This window comes from Myxococcus sp. CA033 (assembly GCF_013336625.1).
Classification (GTDB): Bacteria; Myxococcota; Myxococcia; order Myxococcales; family Myxococcaceae; genus Myxococcus; species Myxococcus llanfairpwllgwyngyllgogerychwyrndrobwllllantysiliogogogochensis.
The window spans coordinates 121,853-143,554 of record NZ_JABUMU010000032.1 but is presented as its reverse complement, the minus strand read 5'-3'; the positions used below and the strand labels follow the sequence as shown (position 1 = coordinate 143,554).

14 protein-coding genes are annotated in these 21,702 nt (G+C 69.2%); 6 read left to right on the top strand and 8 right to left on the bottom strand.

Translation table 11 applies throughout. From position 1 onward, the window contains the following. Positions 1-1,451: 1,451 nt before the first annotated feature. From HUA78_RS42125 to HUA78_RS42115, 3 genes are read left to right on the top strand one after another with little or no spacing between them, the layout of a single operon-like run. Positions 1,452-2,651 (top strand): HlyD family secretion protein, encoded by a 1,200-nt coding sequence (locus tag HUA78_RS42125; protein WP_217442811.1) that lies wholly within the window; start codon positions 1,452-1,454, stop codon positions 2,649-2,651. A gap of 3 nt (positions 2,652-2,654) precedes the next feature. After that, positions 2,655-5,354, top strand: coding sequence for an ATP-binding cassette domain-containing protein (locus tag HUA78_RS42120; protein WP_174478786.1), 2,700 nt, complete (start codon positions 2,655-2,657; stop codon positions 5,352-5,354). Continuing rightward, the gene (locus HUA78_RS42115; RefSeq protein WP_174466799.1) at positions 5,351-7,540 is read left to right on the top strand and encodes an ABC transporter ATP-binding protein; all 2,190 of its coding nucleotides are present in this window, start codon (positions 5,351-5,353) and stop codon (positions 7,538-7,540) included. Before HUA78_RS42120 ends, HUA78_RS42115 begins: the two co-directional genes overlap by 4 nt. 613 nt (positions 7,541-8,153) lie before the next feature. Here the strand turns inward: HUA78_RS42115 and HUA78_RS42110 are convergent. Together HUA78_RS42110 and HUA78_RS42105 are read right to left on the bottom strand one after the other, a co-directional pair. Then, the gene (locus HUA78_RS42110; protein WP_174478785.1) at positions 8,154-9,953 is read right to left on the bottom strand and encodes a hypothetical protein; all 1,800 of its coding nucleotides are present in this window, start codon (positions 9,951-9,953) and stop codon (positions 8,154-8,156) included. Positions 9,954-10,163: 210 nt separating this feature from the next. Beyond that, positions 10,164-11,681 carry a cytochrome c peroxidase gene (locus HUA78_RS42105; protein WP_217442810.1) on the bottom strand — a complete coding sequence of 506 codons (1,518 nt, stop codon included), beginning with the start codon at positions 11,679-11,681 and terminating at the stop codon, positions 10,164-10,166. A gap of 735 nt (positions 11,682-12,416) precedes the next feature. Between HUA78_RS42105 and HUA78_RS42100 the strand changes: the two genes are divergently transcribed. Next, the gene (locus HUA78_RS42100) at positions 12,417-13,244 is read left to right on the top strand and encodes a hypothetical protein (RefSeq protein ID WP_174478784.1); all 828 of its coding nucleotides are present in this window, start codon (positions 12,417-12,419) and stop codon (positions 13,242-13,244) included. Between the two features lie 95 nt (positions 13,245-13,339). After that, positions 13,340-14,734, top strand: a complete 1,395-nt coding sequence (locus HUA78_RS42095) for a di-heme oxidoredictase family protein (protein WP_174478783.1) — start codon at positions 13,340-13,342, stop codon at positions 14,732-14,734. A gap of 18 nt (positions 14,735-14,752) precedes the next feature. On the opposite strand, the gene HUA78_RS42090 is transcribed toward HUA78_RS42095, so the two are convergent. The 5 genes from HUA78_RS42090 to HUA78_RS42070 all read right to left on the bottom strand — a co-directional run bounded on the left by HUA78_RS42090 (position 14,753) and on the right by HUA78_RS42070 (position 19,520). Continuing rightward, positions 14,753-15,772 carry a hypothetical protein gene (locus HUA78_RS42090; protein WP_174468516.1) on the bottom strand — a complete coding sequence of 340 codons (1,020 nt, stop codon included), beginning with the start codon at positions 15,770-15,772 and terminating at the stop codon, positions 14,753-14,755. Positions 15,773-15,859: 87 nt separating this feature from the next. After that, positions 15,860-16,897 (bottom strand): hypothetical protein, encoded by a 1,038-nt coding sequence (locus HUA78_RS42085; protein WP_174478782.1) that lies wholly within the window; start codon positions 16,895-16,897, stop codon positions 15,860-15,862. 94 nt (positions 16,898-16,991) lie between these two features. Beyond that, positions 16,992-18,302 carry a hypothetical protein gene (locus HUA78_RS42080; protein ID WP_174468514.1) on the bottom strand — a complete coding sequence of 437 codons (1,311 nt, stop codon included), beginning with the start codon at positions 18,300-18,302 and terminating at the stop codon, positions 16,992-16,994. A 99-nt stretch (positions 18,303-18,401) separates the two neighbouring features. Further along, positions 18,402-18,905: a hypothetical protein gene (locus tag HUA78_RS42075; protein ID WP_371745791.1), complete on the bottom strand. Its 504-nt coding sequence runs from the start codon at positions 18,903-18,905 to the stop codon at positions 18,402-18,404. A gap of 3 nt (positions 18,906-18,908) precedes the next feature. Continuing rightward, positions 18,909-19,520, bottom strand: coding sequence for a hypothetical protein (locus HUA78_RS42070; protein WP_174478781.1), 612 nt, complete (start codon positions 19,518-19,520; stop codon positions 18,909-18,911). Positions 19,521-19,722: 202 nt separating this feature from the next. On the opposite strand from HUA78_RS42070, the gene HUA78_RS42065 reads away from it, so the two are divergent. Further along, positions 19,723-20,487 carry an RNase H family protein gene (locus HUA78_RS42065; RefSeq protein WP_141645216.1) on the top strand — a complete coding sequence of 255 codons (765 nt, stop codon included), beginning with the start codon at positions 19,723-19,725 and terminating at the stop codon, positions 20,485-20,487. Here the strand turns inward: HUA78_RS42065 and HUA78_RS42060 are convergent. Further along, positions 20,472-21,449: a bifunctional 2-polyprenyl-6-hydroxyphenol methylase/3-demethylubiquinol 3-O-methyltransferase UbiG gene (locus HUA78_RS42060; RefSeq protein ID WP_174478780.1), complete on the bottom strand. Its 978-nt coding sequence runs from the start codon at positions 21,447-21,449 to the stop codon at positions 20,472-20,474. The two genes, HUA78_RS42065 and HUA78_RS42060, sit on opposite strands and share 16 nt — an antisense overlap. Positions 21,450-21,702 lie beyond the last annotated feature (253 nt).

The following is a 21,702-nucleotide window of genomic DNA, read 5'->3' as shown; positions in this document are numbered from 1 at the left end:
TGATGTGTGCTCCTGGTGAGAGATCTTGAGGAAGGTACAGCCGGAATCGTCTGGCGACCGCCAGCGACGACTACGGGATCTGCGTACGAACCGTGCCGGTCACCACGGGCAGGGAACCGCCGCAACCACGGGGACCGCCACGAACCTTGGTCTTGATCTGCATGATGTGCTCCTGGTGAGAGTACTGCGTTGCTCCAGACAACCTGGAGAGTGGGAAAGGCAGAGACAACTACGGAATCTGGGTGCCGGGACGAGTCGGGAGAACGACCGTGCCGCCACCACAACCACGGGGACCGCCACGAACCTTGGTCTTGATCTGCATGTGCTTGCTCCTTCCAGCGAGCAGAACAATCAAGCACACCCCTCTGACATCCGAGCCGTTGAGACACTCGCTGTCTAAACGCCGCCACCTGATTCTCGTCGCGCTCGCGGGCTCGACCATCCCCTCAACCTGCCGCCCGTCTCGCTATTCCCAGACCACCTGGAACCTACGCCGTGCCTCGCTCGCCATTGCCTTCGCTTCGAGACACCAGATTCGCGCCGGAACTGGAATCATTAAAGACGGGCGTAATCGGTCAGTCAAGCCATGCCGTAAAGATTGCGGAGAAAGTCATTGTAACTTCTGGCGCTACAACCAATCTCAAACTTCGCGAAACACGAAAATACATGACGCGTGGCGCTGCAGTGGAAATCGCCGGCGGACGATGCGCTTCCCGCTGACGAATCCGAGCCACATCCGGGCAAATACAGCCCAGGTGAAGACCACGGGGCCTGCGTCAGCGCGTCGTACGCAACCAGTGGTCAGTGCCATTGGCGCCGCAGCTCCGGGGGCCGCCACGAACCTTGGTCTTGATCTTCATGATGTCTACTCCCTGATGGAGGACAGCGAAGTTCCGGGTGGCGAGGGGCGAGCCCATACACACCCTGAGTAGAATCATTAAAAATCGATGGAAAATGGGAGTCAAGCCTTCAACAGAAAAACCCGTCATCCCTTTTAAATCCGCAGACTTGGATATTTCGCCCAATTTACCAAAACGCGAGAATGACCCAGGGTCCTGAAATCCACCAGGTCTGCCTCTCGCATCCATGCTGGCGCGCGCCGCGCCGTGAGACGCGCGAAGCCCTGCTCACGGTTCCATCTACGTGGAGACCGCATCGCGCCATGCGTCGCAATACCTTTAAAACATGTTTTCACGCACAAGCGCGCCCGCTCCAATAAATAGGATTCGCTTGGACAACCCTTGACTGGGGATGCCCGGGCGGTCACGGCCCTGGCCCCCGAGCCGGACAGGCAGCGCATGCGCGGCGTGAAGACACCGCATCCCGCGCCCCCGGAGCCAGTCCCCCGAGTCCACGGTGCCGGTGCGGCGTCAGTCCATTGGGCGAGAATGCGGGGAGTCGGTCGGACAACGGCGATGAGGTAGGCTTCATCCATGCGAGTTGGTGAAGGAATGTTCCCGCGCACCATGCGCGCGCTGGTGCGGGGACGAGGGCGCTCGGCGCTCTGGTTGTTGCCGGTGGGGCTGTTCGCCGTGTGGGGCGGCTGGTTCGTCCGGGCGCGCATCACCGTGTACGAGCCCAGCGTGCAGGCGCGGCTGGAGGTCCACCGGGAGGTCTACGCCGTCGACGCCCCGGTGGAGGGGCGGCTGGTGAAGACGCGGGTGGAGCTGCACCGTCAGGTGACCGCGGGCGAGGTGCTCTTCGAGCTGGCGCATGAGCAGGAGGCGCGGCTGCTCGCGGAGGCGGAGGCCCTGCTGCAGGGCGTGGGGCCGCAGCTGGTGGCGGCGCGCGCGGAGCTGGACGCGGAGCAGAGCGCGCTGGTGGCCCAGCAGGAGCGCGGCGCGGCGGGCGTGGACGAGGCCCGCGCCCGGCTCGCCGAGGCCGAGGCGCTGGCCCGCCGGGCACTGGAGGAGAAGACGAGCACCGAGCAGCTCTGGACGCGGCAGCTGGTGAGCGAGTCGGAGTGGAACCGGGTGCGCACGGAGCTGGAGCGGGCGCAGGCGGTGGAGCAGGCCTCTCGCGCGGGGCTCGCGCGCGTGAAGATGGACGGCACCATGCAGACCACCGAGCGGCGCATCCGCGTCGCGGCGCTGCGGCGGGAAATCGCGGAGCTCGAGTCCGGGGAGAACGTGGCGCGAGCCTCCGTGGAGCGGCTGCGCGACGAGCTGGAGCGCCGGGTGGTGAAGGCGCCCGCGGACGGCATCCTCGGGGAGACGAGTTCGGTGCGAGTGGGCGCGCAGGTGCGAGCCGGAGACCGCATCGCCACCGTCGTCGCGGGCGGTGACGTGCGCATCGTCGCGCAGCTGTCCCCCGCCACGGCCCTGGGCCGCGTGCGCGCCGGACAGCGGGCCCGGATGAAGCTGGAGGGCTTCTCCTGGACGGAGTTCGGCATGGTGGAGGCCACGGTGGTCGCGGTGGCGAGCGAGGCCCGCGACGGGATGGTGCGCGCGGAGCTGTCCGTGGACGAGATGCCGGTGGGCATTCCCCTGGAGCATGGCCTGCCGGGCACCGTGGACATCGCCGTGGAGGAGGCCACGCCCCTTCGGCTGGTGCTGCGGGCGCTGGGACGGGGCATGGAGGCGCCCGCGCGGGCACGGCCACTGCCGCCGCGCACGCCCCGGGAGCTGGAGATGTCGCGGGGAGGGGGCTGAGTCATGGCGGGCACACGACGACTGCTCATTCCCGAAGTCATCCAGACGTCCGCCATGGACTGCGGTCCGGCGGCCCTCAAGGCCCTCTTCGACGGCTTCAACCTCCCCGTCAGCTACGGCCGTCTGCGCGAGGCCTGCCAGACGGACATCGACGGGACGTCCATCGACGTGCTGGAGGAGCTGGCCGGCAAGCTGGGCATGGACGCCGTCCAGGTCGTCCTGCCCCTGGACCAGGTGCTCATGCCGGAGACGAAGGCGCTGCCCGCGCTCGCGGTGGTGCGCCTGGCGGACAGCAACCTGCACTTCATCGTCATCTGGCGGCGGTGGGGCAACATGGTGCAGATCATGGACCCCGCGCTGGGACGGCGCTGGGTGTCCGTGACGGAGCTGATGGAGCGGCTCTACGTCCACGCCCTGCCCGTCCCCGCCGAGGGCTTCCGCGCGTGGGCCAGCACGGAGGAGTTCCTCGCGGGCATGCGCCTGCGGCTGGGCGCGCTGGCCGACAAGCCGCTCGCGGAGCGGCTGCTCGCGGAGGCGCTCGCGGACGAGACGTGGAAGAGCGTGGCCTGCCTGGACGCGGCGGCGCGGCTGGTGCAGACGCTGGTGGACGGGGGCGGCGTCGAGCGGGGCGAGTCCTCCGAGCGCTTCCTGGAGCAGCTGCTGCGCGAGGTGCGCGCCGCACTCGCGGAGGGGCGGGCCGAGCAGGTCATCCCCGCCTCCTACTGGACGGCGGTGGGCCCTCCCGACGCGGAGGAAGTCACGCTGCGCGGCGTGGTGGCCATCCTGGCCCGGGGGCTGCGCACGGAGCGCGCCGAGGGAGAGCCGCCGCTGTCCGCGGAGCTCCTGGCGGCCCTGAAGGAGCCTCCCACCCGGCCCCTGCGGGAGCTGGTGGCGCTGATGCGCCGGGACGGCGTGCTGGCGCCCTCGGTCCTCGCGGCTATCGCCCTGACGGCCGCGGTGGGCGGCTTCCTGGAGGCCCTGCTCCTGCGCGGCATCATCGACGCGGGGCGCTACCTCACCACCCAGGAGCAGCGGCTGGCGGGCATCGTGACGCTGCTGGCGCTGATGGGCATGATCTTCTCGCTGGAGTTCCCGCTGTCGCTGGGGACCCTGCGGCTGGGCCGGCGGCTGGAGCTGCGCCTGCGGCTGGCGTTCCTCGACAAGATACCCCGCCTGGGAGACCGCTACTTCAAGAGCCGGCTGGTCTCCGACATGGCGCAGCGCTGCCACGGCATCCACCAGGTGCGCTCCGTGCCGACCATGGCGGTGGGCGTGCTGCGCGCCTCCGCGGAGATGCTCGTCACGCTGGCCGGCCTGACGTGGCTGGCCCCCGGCAGCGCCCCGCTCATCATCATCGGCGGTGGACTGGCGCTCGCCGTCCCCCTGCTCGCCCAGCGCTCGCTGCTGGAGGCGGACCGGCGGATGCGCGACTTCGACGGCGTGCTGTCGCGCTTCTACCTGGATGCCATGCGCGGGGCGGTGGCGCTGCGGGCCCACCGCGCGGAGCTGACGCTGCGGCGTGCCCATGAGGAGCCGCTGCACGAGTTCGTCCGCGCCGCGCGCACGCTGCTCAGCCGCGGCATCCTCACCGACACGCTCGCCACCATGGTCGCCACGGGCGGCTCGGTGGCCATCGTCCTGCATGCCGTGTCCCAGGGGATTCAGCCTGGCGCAGTGCTGCTGCTCGTCTACTGGGCGCTCGCCCTGGCCACCCTGGGCAAGCAGCTGGCGGACGCGCTGCGCCAGTACCCGGCCGCCTCGTCGCTCACCGCGCGGATGATGGAGCCGCTCCTCACGCCCGATGAGGTGGGCGCGGGGCTGGAGACGGCCGCCGACGTGGACGCCCGGGCCGAGACGGGTGGCGTGGGCTTCACGCTCAAGCAGGTGGAGGTCAAGGCCGCGGGCTTCACCGTGCTGCAGGGCATCGACATGGCGGTGCGCCCCGGAGAGCACGTGGCCATCGTCGGTCCCTCGGGCGCCGGCAAGTCCTCGCTCGTGGGCATCCTGCTGGGCTGGCACCGGCCGTCGTCGGGGAGCGTGGAGGTGGATGGCGCGCCGCTTGCGGGACAGGTGCTCGCCCGGCTGAGGCGGCAGACGGCCTGGGTGGAGCCGGAGGTGACGCTGTGGAACAAGTCCCTCGTCGACAACCTGGCCTACGGCGTGGAGGCGACGGACGTGTTGCCGCGCGTGGGGCAGGCGCTGCGCTCGGCGGACCTCATCGAGTTCCTCGACAAGCTCCCCCTCGGCCTGCAGACGCGGCTGGGCGAGGGAGGCAGCCTGCTGTCCGGCGGTCAGGGGCAGCGGGTGCGCCTGGGGCGGGCGCTGCTGCGTCCCGGGGTGCGGCTGGCCATCTTCGACGAGCCGTTCCGGGGACTGGAGCGGGACAGGCGCGCGGCGCTGCTGGAGCGCTCACGCGCCGAGCTCTCCGGCGCCACGCTGCTGTGCATCATGCATGACATCGCGGAGACGCTGACGTTCGACCGCGTCCTCGTCATCAAGGGCGGCCAGCTGGTGGAGGACGACAACCCGAAGCGGCTCGCCCAGCGCGAGGACTCCGTGTACCGCTCGCTGCTCGACGAGGAGGAGCAGATGCGCCGTGACTTGACGGGCCACGGGGGGTGGCGGCGGATGGTGCTGGACCACGGGCTGCTCAGCGAGCACCCCGCGGAAGACACGAAGCCGATGCGGGAGGGGGCGGCGTGACGACCCTGGCGAACGAGCTGAAGCCGAGGGCGGCCGGGCCGCTTTCGGGCCTGGCGTGGCAGCCGAGGCGGGCCGCGGAGGCGCTGGAGGGGCTCGCGCTCCGGGCGGGGCTGCCGCTGCCGCGCACCTCCGGACGGGTGGTGGGTGGATTGCCGGAAGACCCGAACCGGCTGGGCGAGTGGCTGGACGCGGTGGCCCAGTCCCAGGGGCTGGAGCTGGACCTGCTCTACACGCGCCACGGCGAGGTGGAGAAGGCCATCCAGCGCGCCGCCCCTGCCCTGCTGGACGTCGTCGGTGACGGAGGCGTGCAGGTCGTCGCGCTCCTGCGCGTGTCCCCGTCCGGGAGGACGGCGCGCGTGCTCGCCCCCGACGAGACGGTCCGCGACGTGCCCGTATCCGAGCTGACCGCAGCCGTGCAGGCGCTCGTCGAGTTCCAGCAGGTGGACACCGTGGACCGGGTGCTCGCGGGGACCGCGCTGCGCGAGCCGCAACGAACCCTGGCTCGCCGCGCGCTGATGGGCGCGCAGTTGGCCAACACCCACCTGGTCGCCGCGCGCACCCTGCGCCTGCCCCCCGGCGCCCGGCTCATCCACCACCTGAAGGCGCTGTCTGCGGCCCCCCGGCTGATGCTGGTGCTGCTGCTGGCGGTGCTCATCCAGGTCTGCGTGCTCGCGGCCTGGTGGCTGATTGGCCGGGGCGCCTTCGAGGGCCAGCTGGACCAGGGCTGGCTCTGGGCCTGGGCGCTGATGGGCTTGACTGCGGTGCCGCTGCAGGCCGCGCTGGCGTGGACGCAAGGCACGCTGGCGCTGGACCTCTCCGCGCTGCTGCGCCGACGGCTGCTGGCGGGAGCGCTCTCGCTGCCCGTGGACGAGGCGCGCCGCGGAGGCATTGGCGAGTACGTGGGGCGGACGTTCGAAAGCGCGGGCATGGAGCAGATGGTGCTCGCGGGCAGCTTCACCAGCATGCTCGCGGTGGTGGACCTGACGCTGGCGGCCAGCGTGACGCTGTCGGGTCCGGCGGGCTGGCTCGGGCTGGGGGCGTTGGCGGCCTGCTGCGCGGTGCTGGGGGTGCTCGTCGCCCGGCAGGCCGTGCTCTTCCGGGGCTGGACGGAGGCGCGCGTGGTGATGACGCACGCGCTCATCGAGCGGATGCTCGGCCACCGCACCCGGCTGGCGCAGGAGCAGCCGTCGCGCTGGCACGAGGAGGAGGACCAGGAGCTGGCGCGCTACTCGGACGCCGCCGAGCGCTGGGACGCGGGCACCGCGCGCATCATGACGCTCGCGCGCCGGGGCATCCTTCCGGTGGCCATCATCGCCACGCTCCCGGGCGTGCTGGCGGGAAGCTCCACGGCGACCATCGCGGTGGGCGTGGGCGCGGCGCTGCTGGGTGCCCGCGCGGTGACGTCCATGACGGTGGGCGCGCTGGCGCTCATCGGCTCGCGCGTGCTGTTCGACGGCGTGCGCCCCATGCTGGAAGCGGCCCGGCTCGCCCGCGCCGTGGGCGCGACGAAGGAGGATGAAGATGGCGTGCCCCAGGTGGCGCCGCTCACCTCCAGCGAGGCGCCGTCCAGGAACCAGGCGCTGCTCGAGGTGCGCGACGTGTACTTCAAGCACCCGGCCTCGCCGCGCGCGGTGCTGGAGGGGGCTTCGCTGTCCATCCGCCCCGGTGAGCGCGTGCTCCTGGAAGGGCCTTCCGGCTCGGGCAAGTCCACCCTCGCCTCCATCCTCACGGGCCTGCGGCGCCAGGGCTCCGGCGTGGTGCTGCTGCGCGGCCTGGACATGTCGACGTGGACGTCGGACGGCTGGGGCGCGCAGATCGCCGGCGCACCCCAGTTCCATGAGAATCACGTCGTCTCCGGCACGCTGGCCATGAACCTGCTGCTGGGCCGCGCCTGGCCGCACACGCAGGACGACATGAAGCTGGCGCGGGAGCTGTGCGAGGAGCTGGGGCTGGGCGACCTGCTGCAGCGCATGCCCGCGGGAATCCTGCAGATGGTGGGCGAGCGCGGCTGGCAGCTCTCCCACGGCGAGCAGAGCCGCATCTTCGTCGCGCGCGCCCTGCTTCAGCGCGTCCAGGTCGTCGTGTTGGACGAGGCGTTCGGCGCGCTGGACCCGGTGACGATGCGCAAGGTGATGAACTGCGTCAACGCTCGCGCGCCCACGCTCATCGTCATCGCCCACCCGTGACGGGAAGGCCGCACCCTGAAAAACAACAACGGTCGCCAGCAGGCGGAAGCTCCGCCTGCCGACGACCGAAGGACAAGCCATCAAACGTGAGTCAAACGCGTGCCGTGACTCCGGCACGTCGTCGCCGCGACTGCTACCGCTTCAGCGACAACACGACTCAGACCGCAATGACGCCGCCACAGGCGCGGGGACCGCCACGAACCTTGGTCTTGATCTGCATGGTGAGCTCCTGGGTGAGAGGTTCCGACTGCAGACGACAGGCACGACTCAGACGGTGATGACGCCGCCGCACGCACGGGGACCGCCACGAACCTTGGTCTTGATCTGCATGGTCTTGCTCCTGGTCAGAGGTTCCGACTTCGGACTACGGCACGACTCAGACAGCCTTGACGACGACGGTGCCACCACAGCCACGGGGACCGCCACGAACCTTGGTCTTGATCTGCATGTGCTCGCTCCTGGTTTTCGGGACAGCGACACCATCCACGACAGTCATGAAAACCGCCGTAATTGGCGCTCACCGATATAAGTCGGTGAAACAGGTCAGTCAAGCTTCCCAGGCCTGAAACACAGGCTGATGCATCCAGGCCTGGGAGTGAAACATTGCGTCAATTCAAGCAGCAGCGGCGGAGGGCGCTCCCGGTGTGATTTTGACGTCCGCCACGTGGCTTTCGATGCCCACGCCCAGCTCTTCGCGGAAGACATCCAGCAGGTAGGGCAGCACGCCGATGGTGGCGAACCGCAGCCGGTGGTGGATGGACAGGTCCAGGTTGGTGAAGGGCCGGTCCGGGTGCTGGCGTTGCAGCAGCGCGTTCACCTCGCGCTGCACGGTCTCCAGCGTGCCCAGCGCGGAGCGTTCGATGGTGAGGTAGTCGGCCAGCGCCTCGGCCACCGCGTCGATGAGCTCGGGGCGCGCGCCGTCGGGCACGGGGGCACGCTCGCGGAACAGCTTGCGCAGCGCCTCCGCCGCCTGGGCGTGCACGGCGTCCTTCGGCGGGGAGAAGACGTCGCGGATGTTCTGGAGCTTCTCCTCGCTGAAGCCGCGCAGGCCGCGCTGCGCGCGGTCATACATCTCCACGTAGCGGGCCTTGGCCCACTCGCGCTGGACCGACGTGTTCTGTCGGGTTGGCAGGATGACCTTCCAGTCCTTCTCGATGCGTTGACGCAGCCGGCCCCAGCCGCTGTCCGCCGGCCCTTCGGCCTGCAGCACCGCGTCACGAATGCGCTCGTAGGTGTGGCACATGTGGGCCCACAGGGTGAACTGGAGCGAGTAGAGCTGCAGGCCGCGCAGGCCGTAGTCGATGGCGGCGGGAATCTCCGCGAGCCACGTCGGCTCCGGCAGGGGCTCACCCGCCATGGGCTTGCCATCCAGCATCGTCGCGAAGAACTCGTCGACCATGTGTGGAGGGCCCGCGCACACGCCACGGGTGGACAGGAAGTGGTTGTCGCGCTCCGTCAGGTGCAGCAGCGACGCCGGGTTGATGGGCGTCTCGTACGGCATGGGCTGCTCGGGCAGGAACATCAGGTAGATGCTCACCATGCGCACGCCGTCGGTGACGCGGAACACCGACGACAGCACCGGGTCCAACGTCCCGTTGGGGATGGGGTCCTTGCCGCGCAGGAGCATCAGCGACGGCACCGCCAGCACCGCGCAGCTGAAGGCATGCAGGTCACCGAGGCGCCACTGTCCATCCGCCAGCAGCGGATAGCGCTTCAGGAACGCCTCGCGCAGGATGAGCAGCGCCTGGAGCGTGGGCTTCCAGTGTTTGGACATGGACTTCAGCGCCGTCACGTTCATCAGCGCGTCGTCCTTGAAGCGGCTTCCCGGATACGGACACATGCGCCACTCGGTCTCCATCCGCATGCGCATGGAGTCCGGGAAGACGTTGTTCTCGCCGATGTGCCGCCCCTCGGCATCCAGCGCCGCGTGCGCCGCGCGGTGCACGGGCAGCATCGCCTCCAGGAAGCCGAACTCCATCGGCCGGCCCACCAGCTGCTGCAGCACCCCTTCCGTGTCGGGGTTCCACCACATGGGCTCCGAGGGCGCGGGCCGCCGGGCCTCCGACGCCATCACCATCTTGTGGTAGTCCGTCTCCGGCGAAAGCTTCGGCGCCTCGCGCGACAGGATGTTCTCCGCGAGCAGCTGCTCGAGCAGCTCCTTCACGCGCTCCCAGGCATAGGGTTCGCCGTTGCTCCAGCGCGTGGCCATCGCCGCCATGAACTGGTCTTGCTTGAGCAGGTTCTCCCCGAAGGAGTGCAGGTCCGCCTCCTCGATGGAGATCTCCTTGAGCCCGTAATAGATGCGCAGCTCGTTCGTGCCCTCGGGTGTCTGGACGTACTCACTCATGAAGCGGCGCCGCATGGGCAGATACAGCGTCTCATGCGGGTCGATGGGCACGGCTTCCTGACTCATGCGACAACTCCTGGGAGAAACCTGTTGTTCAGACCTGACGCGAAGGTCAGGAACTCTTCCACGAGGTCCCCGGAGCATCAAGCAAGCCCCGGGAGCCGAGACTCCGCCCATTCTCGCGCTGGCCCTGACATCCCGCGCAAAAAGGGCAAAGCCACCCAGGGGCCTGAAGCACCCCTGGGTGGCTCACTCTCATCGCAAGCGAAACCGAGCCTAGCGGCAGGCGCCCCGACCGCCGCGGCCGGTGACGGGCAACGTCTCGCGGTTCGGGAACGGCAGCTCCGGGTGGTCGAACGGCGCGCGGTACGTGTACACGCGGCAGTCGGTCAGCGCGTTGGAGAGGAAGTCCACCAGCGCGGAGCGGTCGCTCGCGCTGAAGGTGCGCGGCTTGATGTCGAGCGACTTCTCCGGGTTGTTGAAGTCACCGCCTCGGGCATAGAAGTCGACCACGTCGTCGAGCGTGGGGTAGCCGCCGTTGTGGAAGTACGGCGCCGTCAGGCCGACGTTGCGCAGGGTGGGCGTCTTGAACGCGCCCATGTCGAACGGAGACAGGCTGACGGAGTTGGGCTCGCCGCCGAAGATGCCCAGGTCACCGCGGGCCAGGTCGTCGTCCGTGGGACGCACGCCGATGTTGTGGAAGCCCGTGTCGCCGCCGTCGCGGTTGAGGGGGCCGGCGATTTCGTACCAGCTCATCGTCGCGTCGGACAGCATGGCGCCGGTGTGGCAGTTGATGCACTCACCCTTGCCCACGAAGACGTTGAGGCCCTTGAGCTGCTTGGGGGTGAGCGCGTTCAGGTTGCCCGACAGGAAGCTGTCGAAGGGCGTCTGGTCCGGGATGAGCGTGGCCTGGTAGGCCTGGAGCGCCTCGCCCCAGATGAGCGAGAAGACGTTGACGGAGATGTTGGCCAGCGCGTCGCCGAAGGCCTCGCGGATGAGCTGGTCATAGGTGCACGGCGCGCCGTTGCAGATGAGGCCCGGGCCCGTGGGGTTGGCCAGCGTGCCCAGCACGCTGTCGGAGGTGGAGACGCGCTGGTGCCGCAGCGGCTGGCGCACGGCCAGCTTGGCGCCCAGGCTGCCCGGACCGAGCAGCTGGCGACCGGAGCACGACTGCTCGGAGAAGTTCGTCACGGGGCCGGTGGCCTGGGACGCGAGCGACGCGTTCTCGATGCGCAGGAGGAAGCCCTGGGTGTTGTTTTCGGTGAAGCCCCAGATGTTCACGCCGTTGAAGGTCGCGTTGGCTTCGCCGCCCCAGAACTGGTTGCGGTAGAAGCCCGAGCCGAGGACGGACGGGCTGTGACGCGGGCCCACCAGCCGGTGCTCGTTGAACGGAGCGGCGGGCAGCACTTCACAGGAATCCGCGGCGACGGTGGGGTCCGGGTTCAGCCCCAGGAACTGCGCGCGCAGCGGGCCCTGCGAGCCGATGCGGTCATCGCTGGTGATCTTCGCGAGCGTGAACGTCTCGCCGGGACCCGCGATGCTGTCGAAGACGTTGTCGAAGCCGGGGTGCACGGTATTGATGCGACGGTCATCCGCGCCACCGGCGAAATGGCAGCTCGCACAGGCCGTCTGGCCGTCGCCGCTCGTCTGGATATCCCAGAAGAAGACCTTGCCCAGACGGATGGCGGCGGCCTTGTTGATGATGCGGCTGCCCACCGGCTGCGGCACCGGCTCATGGGCCAATGGACGCAGCGAGAACACCGCCATGCTGTCCAGCAGCGCCTTCGGGTCCACCCCCAGCTCTTCCGTCTCCGCGGGAGTGGGATTGAGAGGCTCGACCTGAGCCGCCGGCTCACATGCCGACAACGATACCGCCAGAGCCGACGAGAAAAGGCCGCGATTGAAAAGACGCACACCGCGGGACAACGACGAACGAGCCATAGGGAATGCCCCCTTCTCAGAGCGTCATGACTTGTATGAGGTTGGCGGAATCACCAGTGTCACCAGTCTGACGAATGGTTTTATACCGGTTCCGCATTATTCCTGTCCAGGCGGCCTCGACCCAGGGCGCACCTTCCAGTCTCAGCGTAAAAGCAGAGTTGCTCCTGCCTATCTCGTAGAAATGACCTGACAGGAAGGACTCGCTAAACAGGATGACGCAACCTGTCCAGATTCGCGGTTTCCGACATTTTGACAATGATTCTTGGAATCGGAATCGCCCCCCATACCCAGACAGCGTCGGCGCGCACCACACGCACGGAATGGGTCAATGTCACGCTCGGCGAATGGCGTGTAGCAGGGCGCGATACATTCAACGCGAGGCTGTAACAACACACGCTACAGCCACGACGCCCTGGAGGCTCAATTCCTCACTGATACAGAGGAGGTGAAACATGCCGGTGAGCGCTGGCCTGCGGGGTGCAAGGGGATGGCTCGCCGCCACATGGAGCATTCGGGCTGGGCCGGCACCGGATGCAGCACGCTCCTGGCGGTGCAGATCCTCCCCCTATTGAAGAGGTAGGTAATTCCATGCAGCTGAAGATGATGGGCCGTTTGTTCGCAGCGGCGCTCCTGAGCGTCATGTCGGGTTGTCAGGGCGAAGAGCCCACGGCGGCGGACGGCGATGTGGCCACGCAGGAAGCCGGCGCGGAGTCGAAGTGCACGCAGCGGTTCGACGGCATCACCAGCTGCGCGCTGGGTAACGCGCAGCTGGCGTCGTCGGAGAAGGGCCTGGCCGTCACCGGTCTGCGCAGCGCGAAGACGGACGGTGTCGCCAGCAGCTTCGCCCGGGCGGCCAGTTGGACGCAGGCGACGGAAATCAAGTTCGGCAGCACCTCGGGCGTGCTGCAGCTGGACGCGCGCTCGGGCGACCAGGTGGTCAGCACGCTGCGCGTGACGCCGGGCCGTGAGGCGGACAGCGCGTTCATCACCCCGACGTTCAGCGGCGCCCCGGGCGGCTCCAACTACCGGATGAACGTCTACCGCGAGGGCGTGCTCCAGGGCTCGTCCACCCACTCCCCCAACCAGATGATCATCTTCACCAATTGGCGGGACTTCTTCCGCTGGCTGGTGGCGTACGCCGACTTCTTCGAGCTGGACATCATCTGGGGGAAGAACGGCGAGCAGCCCACCGCTCCGGCCAACGTGGGCGCGTGTGGCTGGCGCCTGCGCACCAACGGCGCCACCTTCTCGGTGAAGCTGGATGACGGCAAGGTGGTCACCGGTGACTCCGTGGAGTTCATCGAGGAGATCGCGGACGGCCACTATCCGTACAACGGCTTCACGGGCATTGACGTGAAGGCGACCGCGCAGGAACTGAACATCCTGAGCGAGTCCTTCAAGCCGGCGGCGAAGTAGTCGTCCCGCCCGTGCCCCGCGCACGGGCCCCACGCCGGGCGGGAGTCGTGCATCCCGCCCGGTGTGTCGTTTCCCGCGTTCCTGGAGGCACCTCGATGAGCCGGCGGCTGTACCTGTTGGGCATCCCTCTTGGAGCGCTGGTGCTCACCGCCGTGTGGGCGCAGGCGGGGCGTCGTCCCCTGCCCCCGCCCCTGGTGCTGGGACAGTTGGCCCTCGCGCTGGAGCCGGGCGAGGAGCTGCCGGGTGGCGCCGCCACCGTGACGGAGGCGGGGCGCAATGCCTTCGGTCGCTCTCCGCCGAACATGGACCGCGCGCGCTGGCCGGAGTTCCACCTGGGCAAGCGCGTCTTCGACCGCGACTGGAGCGACCCCGGCCATGGCCCCGGACTGGGCCCCCTCTTCAGCTCCAACTCCTGCATGGGGTGCCACGTGAAGGACGGGCGCGGGCGCCCTCCCCTCTCGCCCTCCGAGCCCCTGGTGTCGCTGGCCTTCCAGCTCGGCTCTCCCACCGACCCCGGACCCCATCCCGTGTACGGCGAGCAGTTGGACCTCCACCACCTCGGCCAGGCCCGCGGTGAGGGCAGCGTCGAGGTGGGCCATGAGGAGCTCACCGGCACGTTCGCCACGGGCGAGCCCTACTCCCTGCTGCGCCCCGTCTACCTCTTCAAGGACCTCACGCGTGGACCGCTGGAGGACGGCACGCCCTTCTCGCCTCGCGTGTCGCCGGCCAACTTCGGCCTCGGACTGCTGGAGGCCATTCCCGAGCAGACACTGCTGGCGCTGGCGGACCCGGAGGACCGGGATGGCGACGGCATCTCCGGACGCCCCAACCAGGTGGAGGACGTGAAGGAGCGCCGCACCCGGATGGGCCGCTTCGGATGGAAGGCCAACCAGCCCACCCTGTTGCAGCAGGTGACGCACGCGCTGGTCGCGGACATGGGGCTGACGAACGAGCTGTACCCTCGCGCCCAGGAGCCCGAGGGCGTCCCCGCCGCCGCCACGCCCGACGTGAAGGACTACGACCTGGAGCGGCTCGTCTTCTACACGCGGCTGCTGGCGGTGCCGAAGCGGCGGGACTGGGACGCGCCCGGCGTGCTGCGTGGCAAGGCGGTGTTCCGCGCCATCGGCTGCGCGTCCTGCCATGTGGACCGGCCGATGGAGACAGAGGAGGTCGCGGGCTTCCCGGAGCTGTCGCGCCAGCGCATCTTCCCGTACTCGGACCTGCTGCTGCACGACATGGGCGAGGCGCTGGCGGATGGACGTCCGGACGGGCTCGCCACCGGCCAGGAGTGGCGCACCCCGCCCCTGTGGGGCATCGGCCTGACGGCGACGGTGAGCGGCCACACGCGCTTCCTGCACGACGGGCGGGCCCGGAACCTCGAGGAGGCCGTGCTGTGGCATGGCGGAGAGGCCGCGCCCGCGCAGGAGCGCTACACGCGGCTCGTCCTCGAGGACCGGGAGGCCCTGCTGGCGTTTCTCGGCTCGCTCTGACCCGCGGAGGGCCGAGCCTCAGTCCTTCGGAAGCGGGAGGGCCGGATACACGCGCACCTCGCCAGCCCCACGCGCGAAGAGCGCGGCGACATTCACGCCGGTGACGTCCAGCGAGGCCTTCGCCACCACGGCGACGTCACCGGAGTCCACGCCCCGCACCTGGCTGTTCGCTCCCAGCACGCCGGTGTCGTAGTTCGCGTAGCCATCGCAGTTGAAGGCGTAGCCTCCGCTCCGCGCGACGAGGGAGTCGGCCTTCAACGTCATCCCGCACGACGGCACGAGCTGGAGGTCGATGGGAGGAAGGCCCGAGGCCTTCTTCAATCGCTGCGCGGCGTGGTCCAGGCAGATCTCCACGCCGAGCGTCAGCTGGTCGCGGACGAACACGGAGTTGCCGTCGTAGCTGGCCACCTGCACCTCGGACGTCGTGCCGTACTCCCGCGTGGGAGGCAGGTAGTGGACCCGCGCTCCGGCGATGCCGCCCCCGCCACCCGACACCGGGATGAAGTCCATCCCCGACTGGCGCCTCTTCAGGACGGCCTCCGCGAACTCGGGGCCCGCGGAGGCGTACGTGAAGCCGCCCTTCTGCACCAGCACGTAGTTGTACGCCTCGATGGGCTTGGACGTGTCGATGACGTACTTCGGTCCGAAGAGGCGCTCGAAGAAGCTGGCGGGCCGCGTCTGGAACGACTTGCCCACGGTGCTGCCGAAGACGAAGAGCCAATGCGCCCAGCGCGCCTCGTCCTTCACACGCGACTGGAGCGCGGCCACCAGCGCCTGCACGCCGTCCATCGAATAGGCGCCCGTGCTCCCTCGGAAGAAGAACTCGGGCAGCATGAACACCTTCAGCGTCTCCGGGTCGTCGCGCGTCGTCTCCGGACAGTCGCGGGCCGCGTCGAGCGCGCGGGCCACCAGCTCGACGCGGGCCGCGATATCGGCGCTCTCGGTGGAGAGCCCCGCGTACTCCTCCACGCCATCACCCAGCTTCCGGGGCCCGGTGTGGATGCACCAGGCGATGAACTGCACGTTGGAATAACGCATGCGCCGTCTCCTCGTTGAGCGAGGGAAAGGCCCCCGCGTGGTACCCGGAAGACGGCGGCGCCACGCGGGTGTGATTCCGACGCGCCTTCAGTCGAAGGTCTCCAGGAGCACGGCGACGATGAACGGCGGCTCGAACGACGCCGAGGCGCCCGAGAGGCCCACGCTCCCGCCAGAAAAGCCCGGCGACACCCGCACCGGACCTGGCGCCTCGCGGGTGCCACGGAACGAGAAGCCCGCGACATGGACTTCCTCGGCCGAGGCCAGGTCCTCCGCGTGGCGCTCGAAGAAGGAGGACGCCACCGTCAGCTCGAAGCTCGGCTGATAGGCGACCATCATCTCCGCCACACGGCCGCTCAACAGGCCCTTGGCGCCGAAGACCTGCTCCGGCGTGTAGCCGCCCTTGAAGGGGCCCTTGCGCCCGAGGATGGGCATGGAGCCGTTGAACCAGTGTCCCGTGTAGAGCGGCACCCGGCCCAGCCCCTCCATGGACACCGTCAGGGACAGGAGCTCTCCGTCCTTCAGCTCCAACGGCTTCAGCGTCCCCTGCTTCGCGCGGACCTTGAGCAACGAGGGTTGCGCATCCATGCGACCCTCCCGCGTCGAGGCCTGGCCATCGACGCGGACGGGCCCGGTGGTGAGCCCCCGCGCGGCCATGCCCGCCAGCCATTCATAGGGCGACTTCGCCGGCGTGTAGTCGGCGCCCCACTGGAGGAGGCTCGCCTTGTTCTGGACCTTCGTCCAACCAGGAGGATTGCCGGAGCTGGCAGGCGGCGTGGAGGGCGGCGTCGCGCGCTCCAGGGACTCCTTCAGCTCCTCCACCGGCTCGAAGGACGGCAACAGCACGCGGAGGAAGGTGAGGTAGCGGCCACTGAAGCTCGCGCTCGTGGAGACGAACGGGGCGCCATCCTCGATGGACGCGGGCACCCCGTCATAGAAGTGGTGGGCCACGTCCCCCATCGTCCCGTCCACCGTGGGCACCCAGTCCCAGCGCAGCGCGGGCTCCAGCCATTGCAGGGGCGAGGCCCCGACGTTGGCTGACGCAAGGGAGGACTCGGGGTTCGCGGTCTGCTCGGCCAGCACCTGACGGAGCTCCGCGCGCAAGGCATCTTCGACAGTCGTCTTCATGGAAATCACCCGGAAAGAAAACGGCCCCCTCCACCAGGAGCGGAGAGGGCCGGAATGAATGCGTGAATGAACGAGGAACCGGACGGGGGCGCGACTACGCCTGGTTGAGGCCAGGGAAGGACACCAGCACGCCGATGATGATGGGGTCCTCGGAGGTGGAGCCGCCCTCGAAGGTCGTCTTGCCATCGGTGCTGTGCTCGTAGTTGCTCTCGTGCCCGCCGCTGCCACCGAAGGAGAAGGGCCCGATTCGCAGCGACAGGCTCGCCTCGAACTTCTCGTAGTGCCGCTCGTACGTCGCCTCGCTCATCTCGATGGAGAAGCGCGGCTGGTACGCCACCACGAGCCCGCTGATGCGCGAGGCCAGGAGGCCATGCTGACCGAACAGCGACGAGCTGCCCTCTCCGCCCTTCGCCACCCAGGGGTTGAGGATTTCGTAGCCGCCGCCCTTGCCGCGCGCGACGTCCGCCATGAAGCCACCGTCGTACCAGGCACCCGGCGTGACGGGGACGATGGTGGACGACTTGACGGCGATGGTGGCCGTGACGTTCTTGTCCGTCGCGGTGAGGTCCATCTTCTCCCAGCTGCCGCTGGCCGACACACCCCAGAAGGGCTTGTCGTAGCTGGCGGAGGCCTGGGCCCAACTGCGCGAGTAGTCCACCGTCTGGTCCGACGCCTTGAGCGTCACGGAGAAGGAGCCGATGGAGCCCTTCTTGAGCTCCTCGCGCCACGTGTCGCCGTCCTTCCCGACGATGTAGTCGGGCTGATAGCGCAGCACACCCGAGCCGTCCTGCACCTTCGTCCAGCCGCGCGGAGCCGGCCCGCTGCCCGGGTTCCCGGACGGCAGCTTGATGGCGTCGATGGACGACTGGAGCGACGCGGGCATGCCCGCCATCTCCAGCTCGAACACCAACTGGGACGCGCGCCGGAAGGCCAGGTTCGCGTTGTCGCAGATCTGCGCGTAGGTCTTCCCCGGCCCCAGGTCCACCCAGGTATCCACGTCCGGGTACTTGCGCTCGAAGTAGGCGCCACCGTTCTGCCGCTGGCTCAGGTACGCCTGGTTCAGGTTGGTGATGGCCTGCGACATCTCGTTCTCGCGCAGGGTGACCTGGATGCGCAGCGCGTTCAGGTCCTTCTGCCGCTCGGGGCTGACCTTGAAGGAGATGTGGTGGAGCGCCTGCCGGTAGGAGTCCGCGAAGGAGGCGTCCAGGGTGCTGTACGCGCCGAGGGGGGACCACCGCGGCATGCCGCTGATGACCTGGTACGCGTGCGAGTTGAGCTCACCCTGGGGCGCCGGCGCCCAGTTGAACGCCATGGGCGTCCCGAGCATCTGGAAGTTCGGCGCGTCGCCGCCCAGCGCACCGTTGATGATTTGGTTGTACGACTGACTGAAGAGGTTCTCGTTCACGACTGCTCCCTCGGGGAGACGGCTCCTGAAGCGAAGCCGTGCGTTCGCGGGTGACGAGCGTCATGCCCGTCGTGCCCGCATCCCTGAGACGAGCCGCGCTCAGCGCGTGTGATTCACGCGCCGCGAACCCAGCCACAGCGAGACCACCAGCGCGGGCAGCGCCAGCAGGTCCGTGACATCCATCGTGTGGGCCACCGGCGCCACGCCTGGAATCGAGCGCCCCGACAGCCACGCCCACGCGGCACGCACGGGCCACTGCAAGGTGCCAAGCCCCCAGCGCCAGCAGTCACCGGCGGGCTCGAACACCTTGATGGCGGTGAAGACCAGCGCCGTCAGCACCAGGCACGTGGTCAGCACCGCGCGAGAGGGCTGGAAGGCGCGGGCCCCGCGCTCGCACGACTGCTCCCAGAGCCCCTGGAGCAGGAGCGGGAACATGGCCAGCCCCGCGACGTCCGACAGCTTGCCCGTCCACCACGATGGCCAGCGGGCCTTCAACACGTGGTCATTGAGCACCAGCACCAGCACCGCGCCGAACACGAGCGGGTGCAGGAGCGTGTCGCCCGGCGAGGGGCTCACCTGGGCCGTGGGGACGGAGGCACGCACGTCTCAGCGAGGCCCCACCAGGACCTCGAACCCATCCGGCGCCGAGTCCTCCGTGTCGTCGATGCTCACCTCCACCACCATGCGCCACTCCACGTCCACGGTGCCCTGGAGGGTCGCGTCCTGGAGCGACAGCTCGAGCGCCGCCTCCCACTCACACGGCTGCTCGAGCTGGCAGACATCGCCATCCGACAAGGCCTCGAAGCGCACCGCGCCGGCGTCTCCCGCCGTCACGGGCGCGGAGGAGATCTCCTTGACCGGGCGAGGACCGAAGACCAGCTTCGCCTTGACGATGGGTTGCGCCTCGTCGCCCGGCGCATCCGGCGTCCACTTCACGAAGAGCGGCGCGCGCATCGTCGCCCAGACCGTCTGCTTGGAGCCATTGGGGACGAACATCCTCACCGGCAGGGCCACGCGGGCGGTGGGAGACGTCGGCGACAGCGACAGCACCCCCGGCTCGGACTCGACGACGACGGGCGGCGGGCCCGACATGGAGGTGGCCACCGAGGCGACGCTCGCCACCAGCAGGGCCAGTCGCGCGGCCCAGGCGCGGGCACGCGAGGGATGGGGCCGGGAGGGACTCAGGGGGCGTGGAGCGGCGGGATGCTCGGTCTGCATGTCGATGACTGGCTTTCCCTCGGACACCCGCGACCCATGGGCCCGAGCGTGGGAGGCCGAGAGCAAGCCACGTACCAGAAGGAAGCTCCAGGGAGGGAGTCTTCCGGCTGTGCATGGAATCACGACTTCCGTGTCAGCCCGAGGACGCCCGCGGCGCGAGTCTTCCTGGCAGGGCGAACCCGGGGCCGCCTAGGGTTGCGGCATGAAGAGCCACGCCACGTTCGTCTTCGCCGACGGAGCCTGCTCCGGCAACCCCGGCCCGGGAGGCTGGGGCACCCTCATCGCCACGCCCGACGGACAGGTGACGGAGCTGGGCGGCCACGAGCCGGAGACGACCAACAACCGGATGGAGCTGACGGCGGTGGGCAAGGCACTGCGCCACCTGGAGGCGACGCCGGGGCCGCTGCACATCCACACGGACTCCACCTATGTGATTCAGGGCGCCACCCGCTGGGCGTTCGGCTGGAGCAAGCGCGGCTGGAAGACGGCCGACGGCAAGGAGGTGGCCAACACGCTCTACTGGAAGCGGTTGATGGCGCTCCTGGCCCAGCGCAAGCAGACGCATTCGGGCGAGGCCGCCGCCGTGGAGTGGCACTACGTCCGCGGGCACGTGGGCGTGCCGGGCAACGAGCGGGTGGACGCCATCGCCGTCTCGTTCTCACGCGGCAAGGGCATGCGGCTCTACACCGGCTCGCTCGTGGGCTACGACGTGGACGTGTACGACGTGCCCGAGGACACGTCCCTGCCTCCAGAGAAGCCCCGCGAGGAGAAGGGAAAGACCAAGGCGCACTCCTACCTGAGCCAGGTGGGCCGCAGCGTGAAGCGCCACTCGACGTGGGCCGCGTGCGAGCGACGGGTGAAGGGCGTGTCCGATGCCCGCTTCAAGAAGACGAAGAGCGAAGAGGACGAAGCGCAGGTGCTGGCGGACTGGGGCGTCAAGCCCGAGGACGTTCAGGCCGAGGACTGACCCGGGCCGCGCACCGCCGTGAGCAGCAGGTCATACTTGCCACCAAGGAACGTGCGGAAGCCGTGCTGGTGCAGGTAGCGGCGGTAGAAGGACAGGTCCTTCACGAGCAGGGAGAGGTCGGGCTCGCGCAGGTTTCGCACCCGGGCGCCGTAGACGACCTCGCCATCACGGAAGCGGGAGTTGGGGAAGCCGAGCACGAGCGTGGCCTCGGGCTCCAGGTGCTCCTGCACCAGCGTGCGCAGGAGCGCGTGGTCATCCACGCCGGGGCTCTGCAACGTGCCCACGGAGACCACGAGGTGGAAGCGGCCCAGCCCTTCCGGCAGGGCGTTGAGGTCGGCGACGAGGAAGGAGTGACGCGCGTCTGGAAAGCGGGCCCGCGCCTCCGCGAGCGCACTGGCGCTGTGGTCCACACCCACGAAGGTGACGTCCGGCGCGCCCTCCAGCCAGGCGAAGGCGGCGAGCTCGTCTCCCCGATTGACGCCCAGGTCCAGCACCCGCGCCCCTTCGGGCAGGCGAACCCGGCCGAGCACCTCCAGCCAGGGACACAGGAAGCCCGCGTCCTCCAGCTTGCGCACGCGGGAGAAGGCGGAGTCCGCGCCGTAGCGCTCCTGGGGCGACGTCGCGTCGTCCGGCCCCGAGCCGCCCGCGTGCCAGGGCGCCTCGGGGCCCAGGGGCTCGAAGGTGAGCGAGACGTGCGTGTCGTCCACGCCGCGCGGCGTGAGCAGGCGACAGGCCAGTCCCTCCGCCAAATCACACCAGCTCCGCAGCGGCCGATGCACCAGCCCGCCCCCCGGCCCCACCCGCTCTCCCGGATAGCAGCCCCGGCCCAGGTCCGGGTCCGGCACCTCGATGCGCACCGCGCCTGCTCCGTCGAGCATCGCCTTCAGGTGGCGGAGGATGAGGACGAGCGGCTCGTCATGGAAGCGGCGCGGGGGAACGGAGACGTCAGTGGGGCGGGCCATCGCGCCGCGGAGACTACCCCCAAGCCCCAGACCCCAGGTGGACTCCGTGGGAGTCGCCAACGCCGGGCCAATGACAGGCCGACGCACGGCGCTCTCGCCGCAATCCCTCACAGCGAGCCGTGTCGAGTCCCGGGCCGTCGAAACACCTCGGGGCCTGTCCACTGTCTGACTTCTCCGCGCCGCCACACGCACTGCCTGTGCTCGACGAAGCGCGCATTGACGACAACAAGGTATTTCAACTAGTTCCTGTAAA

Excerpts from the sequence above, each read along its gene's own strand:
- HUA78_RS42110 (WP_174478785.1), bottom strand. The coding sequence starts at position 9,953 with ATGAGTCAGGAAGCCGTGCCCATCGACCCGCATGAGACGCTGTATCTG.
- HUA78_RS42065 (WP_141645216.1), top strand. The coding sequence starts at position 19,723 with ATGAAGAGCCACGCCACGTTCGTCTTCGCCGACGGAGCCTGCTCCGGC.
- HUA78_RS42090 (WP_174468516.1), bottom strand. The coding sequence starts at position 15,772 with ATGCGTTATTCCAACGTGCAGTTCATCGCCTGGTGCATCCACACCGGG.
- HUA78_RS42100 (WP_174478784.1), top strand. The coding sequence starts at position 12,417 with ATGCAGCTGAAGATGATGGGCCGTTTGTTCGCAGCGGCGCTCCTGAGC.
- HUA78_RS42095 (WP_174478783.1), top strand. The coding sequence starts at position 13,340 with ATGAGCCGGCGGCTGTACCTGTTGGGCATCCCTCTTGGAGCGCTGGTG.
- HUA78_RS42060 (WP_174478780.1), bottom strand. The coding sequence starts at position 21,449 with ATGGCCCGCCCCACTGACGTCTCCGTTCCCCCGCGCCGCTTCCATGAC.
- HUA78_RS42125 (WP_217442811.1), top strand. The coding sequence starts at position 1,452 with ATGTTCCCGCGCACCATGCGCGCGCTGGTGCGGGGACGAGGGCGCTCG.
- HUA78_RS42085 (WP_174478782.1), bottom strand. The coding sequence starts at position 16,897 with ATGAAGACGACTGTCGAAGATGCCTTGCGCGCGGAGCTCCGTCAGGTG.
- HUA78_RS42120 (WP_174478786.1), top strand. The coding sequence starts at position 2,655 with ATGGCGGGCACACGACGACTGCTCATTCCCGAAGTCATCCAGACGTCC.
- HUA78_RS42070 (WP_174478781.1), bottom strand. The coding sequence starts at position 19,520 with ATGCAGACCGAGCATCCCGCCGCTCCACGCCCCCTGAGTCCCTCCCGG.